We start from the raw sequence: 9,057 nt of genomic DNA, 5'->3' as shown, positions 1-9,057 counted from the left end.
GGGCGGGCTGGACGGAAGGGGCAGGCTTTAGCAGGGCTTAACGATTGCAAGGAGTGGGATCCCGATGGCAACAATCCGGACGGTGAGCCGAGGTGTGGTGGCCGGCGTATTGGCTGGGGTGGTCTTGAGCCTCTGGGGGATCTGGCGTTGGCTGGGGGATCCCTCAGGCTGGATTCAGGTGGTGGCCGGGCTGCTCTTGAGTTTGGCGACGGTGCTGTACTGGCGGAAGACCCGCCCCGCCGACTGCCTGGTGGTGGAGCCGCAGAGCTGGCACCTCAACCGCCTCAGCCCCGATCACTGGCTTATCCAGGCGGAGTTCGTGGCCCGCAACCTCAACCCCCTCTTTGAGGTCACCTTGGCCCAGGTGCAGCCGCGACTGCATTTGCTCAGTGCCAGCTCCATCGAAGGGATCCAAACCCAGATCCGCCTGCGCTCCCGCCATGTGGATCTGCCCCCTCGCCAGGACAACTACTGGCAGGCCTACATCATTACCCCCCAAAGCCAGACCGGCTTGGAAGTGGAGATCGAGCTGAGGGGGGAAGGGCTGACAGATTTGCGCTCGGCCTGGCTGGAGCTGGACTACGTCCAGTACGGGCGGCAGAGGCGCACCCTTAAGACTAGCCACCTAATCCTGCCCTTGCAGGAAGTGGATCCCTTGCCGGAGCTGGCCTGGCAGCAGCAGGGGCCAGTGAGTTGGGCTGCCATTCCCACCCCTCTGCTTACCCCCAGCGATGACCTTGCCGAGGTGCTGCAGCGCTACGTGGGCCCTCACATCCAGCCCGGTGATATCGTGGCCATCTCGGAAAGCGCGGCGGCCATCGTCCAGGGCCACTTTCGCCATCCCCTGCAGGTGCAGCCTGGCTGGCTAGCCCGCACCCTCTGCTACTTCTTCCCCTCCAAGACCAGTCTCTCAAGCTGCTACGGGATGCAGACGCTGATCGACTGCTCGGGAGCCTGGCGGGTGCTGGGGGCTTTTGTTGTCGGATCCCTGGCCAAGTTGTTGGGGATCCCAGGGGTGTTCTATGCCCTGGCGGGGGAGCAGGCCGACCTCATCGACGATGTCACCGGCACCTTGCCCCCCTACGACCAGTTCATCGTCTTGGGGCCGCGGCATCCAGCTAAGCTGGTGGCCGAGCTCCACGCCCAGACTGGCTACGAGGTGGCCATTGTGGATGCCAACGACTTGGGAGAGGTAACTCTTCTGGCGGCCAGCCCAGGGGTGGAGCGGGAGCTGGTGGAGCAGGCGCTGCGCAAGAACCCGGCGGGCAATGCAGCGGAGCAGACCCCCCTGGTGCTCATCCGGAAGCGGCTGCCGGCATCGCCTGGGATTTGAGTGCCTGCATCGCCTGGTGGGTCGACAAGAAAAAGCGCTCAGCGCCCACTTTCTCCACAAACCCCACCCTTTTGAGGCAATCCATCACCGGCCCCTTTACCTCGGCCAGGGCAAAGCCCACCCCCATCTGGTGCAGACGTTCCACCAATTCGGTCAGGGCCTCCAGAGCGCTGCCGTCGATGAAGTTAATGGCGCTGGCCACCAGCAGCACCTGTTCCACTTCCGGCCGCGCTGCTACCTCTTGCAGGATGTACTCCTGCAGGTAGGCGGCGTTGGCAAAAAACAGGCTCTCATCCACTCGCACCGCCAAGATGCGCGGATCGGTAATCACCTCATGGCGCAGCACGTTGCGGTAGTGCTCGGTACCCGGCACCTGGCCAACAATGGCAATGTGGGGGCGGCTGGCCCGCCAGAGGAAGAGAAGGATGGAGGCCAGCACTCCCAGACCAATCCCCCGCTCCACCCCAATTGCCAACACGCTGGCAAAGGTGAGCAGCCAAACGAGGGCATCGCCGCGGTCGTAGCGCCAGCTCTGCAGCAGGGGGTGAAAATCCACCAGTCCCAGCACCGCCACCAGCACAACGGCAGCCAGAGTGGTCTGGGGCAGGAAAGTAAACAGGGGCATCAGCCAGATCATGGCCAGAGCTATCAGGGATCCCGTGATGACCGAGGCCAGACCGCTGTTGGCCCCCGCCTGAGCATTCACCACCGAGCGGCTGATCCCACCCGTTACCGGAAAGCCACCGCTGACGGCTGCTGCCACGTTGGCCACTCCCAGGGCCACCAGATCCTGGTTGGGATCCACTTTCTGCCGCCGCTTGCTGGCCAGGGCCTGGGCCATGGCATAACTTTCCGTAAAACCCACCAAGCTAAGGGCTAGGGCGGTGGGCAGCAGGGATCCCCATTCTGGCCAGCTCAGTTGGGGAAACGTCAGCGGTGGCAGTCCAGCCGGAATGGATCCCACCACTGCCACCCCCGCCCTCTCCGAGAGATTCAACCCCCAAACCAGCAGGGTGGTTAAGAAAACGGCCGCCAGGGGAGCACTCTTGGTGAGCAGCAACTCCCAGAGGGGCGGGATCCCCCAGCGGCGCAGTTGCGCCGGCAGCTTCTGCTGGGCGTACACCAACAGGGCGATGGACAACAGCCCCAGCCCCAGGGTGGCCCAGTTGACCCCATCCAAGCTCTGCCACAGCCGTTGCACTAGCAGCCAGAAGGACTCGGTGTTGGCCAGCTTCACCCCCAGCAGATGGCGAAGCTGGCTAAGGGCAATGATTAGGGCTGCGGCACTGCTAAAGGCCGTTATAACCGAGTGGCTCAGGAAATTGGCCAAAAACCCCAGACGCAACAGCCCTACCCCTAGCTGGATCAGGCCCGCTTCCAGAGCTAAGCCCAGCGCCAACTGGCCATACTCCGGGCTGCCCGGCTCGGCCAGCGGCTCCAACCCCGAGGCTACCAGCAGGGCGATGATGGCCACCGGCCCCACCGACAAAGCCCGGCTGGATCCCAGGAAGCCGTAGGCGATCACCGGCAGGATGCTGGCGTAGAGGCCTGTCTCGGGAGGCAGGCCGGCCAGCAGCGCGTAGGCCATGCTCTGGGGCACCAACAGGATGGCCGAGACCACCCCAGCAATGAGATCCCCCGGCAGATCCTCTCGCCGGTAGCGAAGCCACCACAGGGAATCCTTGGCCAAGGGCAGGTAGCGCGCCCAAACCCCCTGCTTTGGGGAAGAGGCGGACGGGATCCCGCTCATAGCGTCTGACCCCGGTTCCAGGGCAGGCGGGCCAAAAGCAGCGCCAGGCCACAGGTGTTGGTGATCCCGGCAAACACCAACCCCGCCCCCACAAAGCCGCTCAATACCAGCCAGCCGGGATGGACAAAGGCTCCCAGCAGGGTTCCTACAAGCACCAGGGATCCCGCTGTAATCTGCGCCTGTCGCATTAGCGAGATGGGCGCGTTGCGGGTGCGGGTGGTGGGCAGCTTGGCGGCCTTCCAAGCTTCGATCCCGCCTTTTAGGTTTATCGCTTCCGGCCAGCCGTATTCAAGCAACTGACAGCCGGCGCGGATGGAGCGGCTGCCCATACGGCACTGCAGCACCACCGGCTTTTCTGGTGTCGAGGCTGGCACCTTGGCGGGGTCAAAGGTAGATAGAGGCATGTTAATCGCCCCCGGGATCCGCTCGTCGTGGTATTCTGCCGGCTCCCGTACGTCAATGAGCTGTACCCGCCCTTGATCCAGCCACTGCTTTAAAGTCCAAGCGTCGATCTCCTTGAGACGGGGATCCCGTTCCTGCTGAGCTGTAGGATTTTGTTGAGCTACGGTCATGGTTTCTTCCTTGCTTCTAGGGTTGTTGTAAGACTTAGGGATTTCTAATCTTCCTCCTCCAGCAACCTGCTGGGCTCGCCAGGATAAAACTGGCTATCCAGGATTTGCTCGGGAGAGTAAGGGCAGGTCTGGGGAAAAGTCTTTCTAGGCAGCTTGGTCTCTTCTAGAGCCAGTTGGAGCGCCCTCAGGTAAGACTTGGAGATGGCCTCCGGCAAATAGGGCCTCAGGCTTGGGTTTTCCTCCAGCAGATCCAGAACTTCCTGCCGCTGCACCTGTAGGGTAAGAAGCCAGCTTACCGATCTGGCCTGCGGCTGATACTCCCACTTCAGAAGGTGCCCCACCAAAACTCCCAGCCGGTTACGCAGCTCTTGCCGCTGTTGCCTGCCCAATGATTCCATCTCCTCAATTAAATGGGGCAGATCCAGCTTCTCCCAGGCCCGCTCCCGCAGAAATTGGGCTTGTTGCTGAGTCCAAGCATAGAAATCCCTCTCATAGAGATGTTTGGGATCCACTCTCAACCCTCCCCTTTCTGACGGGCCGCCTGAGAGAAGTCTAGCCAGCCCTAGCAACTAAACTGCGGCTGCCACTTGGCCGCACTGCTCGTTGGCCGGCACCGCTTCCTGGATCTTCTTGGGCTGCGGCAGGTTGAGGCTGTTCATCAGGGCAATAAAGCTCTCCCGCGAGCGCAGCTTACCGGTTTCCGGATCCACGAAGCGGGGGTTCCAGCGCTTCTCCTCGCCAATGGTGGAGACGGTGTGTCCCCGGTAGTCATGGCCGGGATAAACCAGCGTCTCGTCCGGCAGAGTAAACAGGTGCTGCGTTACGTGGTCGTACATCAAGCCGGGATCCCCACTTTGGAAATCGGTGCGCCCGCAGCCGCGAATGAGCAGGGCATCGCCGGTCAGAACGCGATCCCCATTGACGCGGTAGGTCATGTGGCTGTCGGTGTGGCCCAGGGTGGCGATGGCCTCGATGACAATGGATCCCACCTGCAGCGTTTCCCCATGGCCGATGAAGCGGTCGGCACATTGTGCCTTGGCCTGAACCGGCACCACCCCTTGGCAGCCGCTCAACTCCCGCAGCTTGCCGGTACCGGTGATGTGGTCGGCGTGAACGTGGGTCTCCAGGCAGTACTTCAAGGTCAGACCCAGCTCTTGAATTAACTTCCAGTCCCGCTCCACCTGCTCCAACACCGGATCCACCAGTACGGCCTCGCGGGTGTCTGGGTCTGCGATTAAATAGGTGTAGGTGCTCGTCTCGGCGTCGAACAGTTGGCGAAATAGCATGCTGCCCTCCTGTCTGTTGACAAAACCCGAAAGCGATCCGAATTCGGGTCTCTAGAGCTACTATATAACTATTTAGTGTTAAAATCAAGCTACCACCTCCCTCAAGACAGACTATGGATTGGGACGAGCTCGTGAAAGGTGGCAAAGACGAGTGCCAGTTGACCCTGACGCCGGAAGTGCTGACCAGCGTGGCGGAGTACTTCAAGGTTTTGGCGGAGCCCAGCCGGCTGCAGATCCTGTGTCAGTTGCGCTCGGGGCCCAAGAACGTTACCCAAATCCTAGAGGCCACCGGCATGGGCCAGGCCAACGTTTCCAAACATCTCAAGATCCTGGCGCAGGCAGGGATCGTCAGCCGCGAGCCCAGGGGCGTGAGCGTCTACTACCAAATTGCGGATCCCATCTGTTTTGAGCTGTGCGAGGTGGTGTGCAAGCAGTTAATCAAGCGCCTCAAGCAGCAGGCTCGGCAACTGGAACCCCTGGCGGCCCTTCACTCCGGCAGGCTAAGCCGCGGAGGTTCCTGAGGGCGGGGGCGGCGCAGCAGCAGGGGAAGGCTCAGCAGCCCAAACAGGGCCACAACGGCAGCCATGATCCAGATGAGGAAACGGCTGGGGCGAAAGTCGCCCGCCTCGATTTGCCGCATCACCTGGTTGTAGCGCCAAGCAGAAAGGCCGATCATCAGGATTCCAAAGATCACCAACAGGAGGCCTAAGTTCTGGGCATTCAGGAGGCCGTGCGCCGCAGCGGGCTGCTCAGGGGAGTGGGCGGCTTCAATCTGCCGCAGAAATAAGCTGAAGCGAGCGATGGCAAAGCCAAAGGCAATGAGAGCCACAGAGGTGCGCAGCCAGGCCAGAAAGGTGCGCTCATTGGCCTGGTGTTCCCGTTGGCGATCTGGGGGCAAGTTCATGGGCTACAGGGATCCCTCAAGGGCTGATTTTAAGACAGCGGGGATCCGGCAAGCTGGCCTTCTCCGGCTGGCGGGGAAAATAAAAGGCGGTGCGTTTACATACTTCCACCAGCATCAGCATCACCGGCACCTCGATCAACACCCCTACGACGGTGGCCAGGGCGGCCCCGGAGTTCAAGCCAAACAACACCACCGCCGTTGCAATGGCCACCTCGAAGTGATTGCTGGCGCCGATTAAAGCCGCCGGAGCGGCATCCTCATAGCACAAGCCCAGTTTCTGGGCTGCCACATAGGTGAGGCCAAAAATAAGGTTGGTCTGCACAAAAAGCGGCACTGCAATCAACAAAATGTGGAAGGGATTTTCCACAATGAGATCCCCTTTGAAAGCAAAAAGCAGCACCAGCGTCACCAGCAAGGCGGTGATGGCAATGGGGTTGAGGTAGCGCAAAAAAGCTTTCTCAAACCATTCCCGGCCCTTGGTTTTAAGAATCCAATAGCGAGAGGCTGCTCCTGCAACTAGCGGTAGGCCCACGTAGATGGCCACGGATAGCAAAATGGTTTGCCAGGGCACCGTTAAATCGCTCATGGCCAGCAGCCAGCGGCCCAGCGGCGCGTAGAGGAAAAGCATGGTTAAAGAGTTCACCGCCACCATCACCAGGGTGTGGCCTTGGTTGCCATAGCTGAGATAGCCCCACATCAGCACCATCGCAGTGCAGGGGGCAATGCCCAGCAAAATGGCCCCGGCAATGTAGGAGTTTCTGAGGCTCACTTCTGTACCGCGGATCATTTCCGTGCCGGTTATCCAAGGGGCAAACAGCCACCCCAAGAAAAACTGGGCAATCACCACCATGGTAAAAGGCTTCACCAGCCAGTTCACCCCCAGGGTCAACAGCACCGGTTTGGGCGATTGCAAGGCATGGGCTGCCTGGCCAAAATCAATTTTCACCATGATGGGATACATCATGAAAAACAGGCAGACGGCAATGGGAATGGAGACCTGATAGAGGCTCAGGGCATCCAGCGCCTCTGCCAGGCCCGGAAACCATCGACCCAACAGGATCCCGGCAACAATACACAGAGCCACCCAAAGGGTGAGATAGCGCTCAAAAAAACTCAGGGATCCGCCGCCGGGGAAAGCTTTGGGGTCAGATTCGGTGAGAGCCATGGGAAAAGCCGAAAACTGGGGTTGAGAAAACGCAGGCTGCCGAGTAGCCACCTTCCTAAGGGGCTCTCCTCAGGATATATCAAAAAAACTTGTTCAGTTTACCTCCAACCCAGGCAAAAGCGGGATCCCTTCTGCAGGGGGGTGCTGCGGCAGCCTAGAATGGGGCTGGGATTCGGAGGAGAAGCAAGGAGTGATCAGACCCTACTCAGCCCATCTGTTGAACCCAGACTTTCGCCTCAGCCTGGCAGTACTGGTGTTGGCAGTGCCGCTGTTTTGGCTGTCGTTTTGGGCAGGCCTGGGGGTGGGGCTATTTGGCCTGTTCTTGCTGGTGCAAACCTGTCTGATTGGGCTGGCCTTTACTCGCACGGCGCTACAGGTTTACAGCGGCTCCCAGCGCATCCGCGAGTTCCCCTACAGCGAATGGCAGGACTGGCAGATCTTCTGGCCCTCAGTGCCGATTTTATTTTTCTTCCGGGAAAGCCGGAGCATCCATTTTCTGCCCATGCTGTTCAATCCCGTCGAGCTAAGGATGTGCCTGGAAGAGCGGGTGGGCCACCTGCATGCCCGGCAGAAATCCCAGGGATCCCCTTTCCACCCATCAGGCCGATGAGCGGTTCCGGGGGCTGGGTTTGGCAAGAGGCAGGGGAATGGCGTTGGCTGCAGTGTCAACTTCTGGCGGGGTGGCCCCATGCTTTTGGCTGCCGTCAAGCTTCCCCCTATCAGCCAGCCGAGCTGGCCGACCGGTTGCAACTCCCCCCAGAACGAGCTGCATGGGGCCGTCAGGTGCATGGCTGTCGCTGGATCTGGGCGGATGAAGTTCTCTTCCCCCAGGCGGGGGCTTCGGGTTCTCACCTCGGGGAAGGGAGTTTCGCCCGTCCCGAAGCAGATGCTGTGATCGCCCGCCGCCAGTTAGATTCTGCCTGGGTTTGCACCGCCGACTGCGTGCCAATCTTGATAGCTAGCCCTACCTGGGTGGCGGCTGTTCATGCCGGCTGGAGGGGCACGGCTGCTGGCATCTTGCCCAAGGTGCTGCAAGTTTTCCTAAAGGCCGGGATCCCTGCTGACCAGATCTGCATTGCCCTGGGGCCAGCCATCTCCGGGCCAGCCTACCAAGTTTCCCAGGAAGTGGCCGAGCAGGTGCTGCAGGCGCTGCCGTCGGGGGTGGATCGCCGGCCTGCCCTCTGGCCGGATCCGCTGCCGGGTAAGGTGCGCCTAGATCTGCGCTGGATCCACCGCGCCCAGGCCCAAGCCCAAGGGATCCCTTCCAAGCAAATTGCCATCAGTCCTCATTGCACCTTTGCTCAGCCGCAAGATTTCTTTTCCTATCGCCGCGAGGGATCCCGAAAGGAAGAGGTAGGCTGCTATGGTGTGCAGTGGTCGGGGATTGGCCTGCCCAGCGCAGCGTTGGATAAACCCTAGCCGCCACAAGTAGTAGCTATAATTGCCCTCAAAGCTCTACCTTACAGGCGGGGATCCCATGTTTCGCCGTGCTGCCTTTTGGGGATTGTCTTGGGTGGCTTTTTCTCTCCCTTTTGCCTTTGTCGGAGAAGCCCATGCCCAGACCTCTCTGACCGGCATCAACCGCGACAGCGTACTGCAACTGAACCTCGGATCGGGACGCCGCCTGGCTCCAAAGCCAGCGAGGGACTCTAACTCCCAGAAAGACCAGGATCCTGCGATTGCCTCAGCGCTGATGTGGGCGGAGTGGCACATCCGCGCCAATGTCTGTACCGGCAACCTATCTACCGAAGAATTGGCAGAGCTATTTCCCTTGGTCAATCAAGAGTTAGTAGATGCTGTTTGTCAAGGGGGAAGTTAGGCAGCTTGCCCAGGCAAGCAGTAAGGTAAAAAGAAAACTCTCAGTCAGGTCGCTACTGCATGGATTTTGAGAAGCTCTTGGAGGAATGGGTGTCAGCCTTCACCCAGGCGGCGGAAGAAAGCCTCGCCGCTTTGGAAACCGCCCTGACGGAGTTGGCGGAACATCTGGCCGCGCCTCTCCAAGAAACCCTGCGGCAGTGGGAAGCGTTCTGGAGTCTGGAGGAGGAGC

Annotated in this window: 11 protein-coding genes; 5 read left to right on the top strand and 6 right to left on the bottom strand. The window is 60.5% G+C overall.

Going from position 1 to position 9,057, the window contains the following annotated elements:
- Positions 1–64: 64 nt before the first annotated feature.
- Entirely contained in the window at positions 65–1,333 is a 1,269-nt protein-coding gene (locus tag NW863_RS04515) for a hypothetical protein (protein ID WP_414364770.1), read from the top strand.
- Here NW863_RS04515 and NW863_RS04510 read toward each other — a convergent pair.
- From NW863_RS04510 to NW863_RS04495, 4 genes are read right to left on the bottom strand one after another with little or no spacing between them, the layout of a single operon-like run.
- Complete coding sequence (locus tag NW863_RS04510; RefSeq protein WP_414364769.1) at positions 1,296–3,083, bottom strand: SulP family inorganic anion transporter; 1,788 nt, start codon at positions 3,081–3,083, stop codon at positions 1,296–1,298. The two genes, NW863_RS04515 and NW863_RS04510, sit on opposite strands and share 38 nt — an antisense overlap.
- Positions 3,080–3,655 carry a rhodanese-like domain-containing protein gene (locus NW863_RS04505; protein ID WP_414364767.1) on the bottom strand — a complete coding sequence of 192 codons (576 nt, stop codon included), beginning with the start codon at positions 3,653–3,655 and terminating at the stop codon, positions 3,080–3,082. The genes NW863_RS04510 and NW863_RS04505 overlap by 4 nt, the downstream gene beginning before the upstream one ends.
- A gap of 44 nt (positions 3,656–3,699) precedes the next feature.
- On the bottom strand, positions 3,700–4,167 hold the full coding sequence (locus NW863_RS04500) for a DUF29 domain-containing protein (protein ID WP_414334972.1): 468 nt from the start codon (positions 4,165–4,167) through the stop codon (positions 3,700–3,702).
- A 57-nt stretch (positions 4,168–4,224) separates the two neighbouring features.
- Positions 4,225–4,941: an MBL fold metallo-hydrolase gene (locus tag NW863_RS04495; RefSeq protein ID WP_414364766.1), complete on the bottom strand. Its 717-nt coding sequence runs from the start codon at positions 4,939–4,941 to the stop codon at positions 4,225–4,227.
- Positions 4,942–5,054: 113 nt separating this feature from the next.
- Between NW863_RS04495 and NW863_RS04490 the strand changes: the two genes are divergently transcribed.
- Positions 5,055–5,462, top strand: a complete 408-nt coding sequence (locus NW863_RS04490; RefSeq protein WP_414364764.1) for an ArsR/SmtB family transcription factor — start codon at positions 5,055–5,057, stop codon at positions 5,460–5,462.
- Here NW863_RS04490 and NW863_RS04485 read toward each other — a convergent pair.
- Both NW863_RS04485 and arsB read right to left on the bottom strand, forming a co-directional pair.
- Entirely contained in the window at positions 5,429–5,845 is a 417-nt protein-coding gene (locus NW863_RS04485; RefSeq protein ID WP_414364762.1) for a YidH family protein, read from the bottom strand. The two genes, NW863_RS04490 and NW863_RS04485, sit on opposite strands and share 34 nt — an antisense overlap.
- A gap of 16 nt (positions 5,846–5,861) precedes the next feature.
- Complete coding sequence (arsB, locus tag NW863_RS04480) at positions 5,862–7,010, bottom strand: ACR3 family arsenite efflux transporter (RefSeq protein ID WP_414364760.1); 1,149 nt, start codon at positions 7,008–7,010, stop codon at positions 5,862–5,864.
- A 190-nt stretch (positions 7,011–7,200) separates the two neighbouring features.
- Here arsB and NW863_RS04475 point away from each other — a divergent pair, with 190 nt between their 5' ends.
- Genes NW863_RS04475 through NW863_RS04465 form a run of 3 tightly spaced genes read left to right on the top strand, consistent with a single transcriptional unit; the run spans position 7,201 to position 8,829 of the window.
- Positions 7,201–7,620, top strand: a complete 420-nt coding sequence (locus tag NW863_RS04475; protein ID WP_414364759.1) for a DUF3119 family protein — start codon at positions 7,201–7,203, stop codon at positions 7,618–7,620.
- Entirely contained in the window at positions 7,617–8,429 is an 813-nt protein-coding gene (gene pgeF, locus NW863_RS04470) for a peptidoglycan editing factor PgeF (RefSeq protein ID WP_414364758.1), read from the top strand. The genes NW863_RS04475 and pgeF overlap by 4 nt, the downstream gene beginning before the upstream one ends.
- A 58-nt stretch (positions 8,430–8,487) precedes the next feature.
- Positions 8,488–8,829: a hypothetical protein gene (locus NW863_RS04465; protein ID WP_414364756.1), complete on the top strand. Its 342-nt coding sequence runs from the start codon at positions 8,488–8,490 to the stop codon at positions 8,827–8,829.
- The last annotated feature ends 228 nt before the right edge of the window (positions 8,830–9,057 follow it).

Source organism: Synechococcus sp. B60.1 (assembly GCF_047462555.1).
In the GTDB taxonomy this organism is placed as follows: domain Bacteria; phylum Cyanobacteriota; class Cyanobacteriia; order Thermostichales; family Thermostichaceae; genus Thermostichus.
The sequence above is the reverse complement of the archived record's forward strand: the minus strand, read 5'-3'. Positions and strand labels throughout refer to the sequence as shown.

What these genes read in the sequence shown, in the direction of transcription:
- NW863_RS04515 (WP_414364770.1), top strand. Translation starts at nt 65, where the DNA reads ATGGCAACAATCCGGACGGTGAGCCGAGGTGTGGTGGCCGGCGTATTG.
- NW863_RS04510 (WP_414364769.1), bottom strand. Translation starts at nt 3,083, where the DNA reads ATGAGCGGGATCCCGTCCGCCTCTTCCCCAAAGCAGGGGGTTTGGGCG.
- NW863_RS04505 (WP_414364767.1), bottom strand. Translation starts at nt 3,655, where the DNA reads ATGACCGTAGCTCAACAAAATCCTACAGCTCAGCAGGAACGGGATCCC.
- NW863_RS04495 (WP_414364766.1), bottom strand. Translation starts at nt 4,941, where the DNA reads ATGCTATTTCGCCAACTGTTCGACGCCGAGACGAGCACCTACACCTAT.
- NW863_RS04490 (WP_414364764.1), top strand. Translation starts at nt 5,055, where the DNA reads ATGGATTGGGACGAGCTCGTGAAAGGTGGCAAAGACGAGTGCCAGTTG.
- NW863_RS04485 (WP_414364762.1), bottom strand. Translation starts at nt 5,845, where the DNA reads ATGAACTTGCCCCCAGATCGCCAACGGGAACACCAGGCCAATGAGCGC.
- arsB (WP_414364760.1), bottom strand. Translation starts at nt 7,010, where the DNA reads ATGGCTCTCACCGAATCTGACCCCAAAGCTTTCCCCGGCGGCGGATCC.
- pgeF (WP_414364758.1), top strand. Translation starts at nt 7,617, where the DNA reads ATGAGCGGTTCCGGGGGCTGGGTTTGGCAAGAGGCAGGGGAATGGCGT.
- NW863_RS04465 (WP_414364756.1), top strand. Translation starts at nt 8,488, where the DNA reads ATGTTTCGCCGTGCTGCCTTTTGGGGATTGTCTTGGGTGGCTTTTTCT.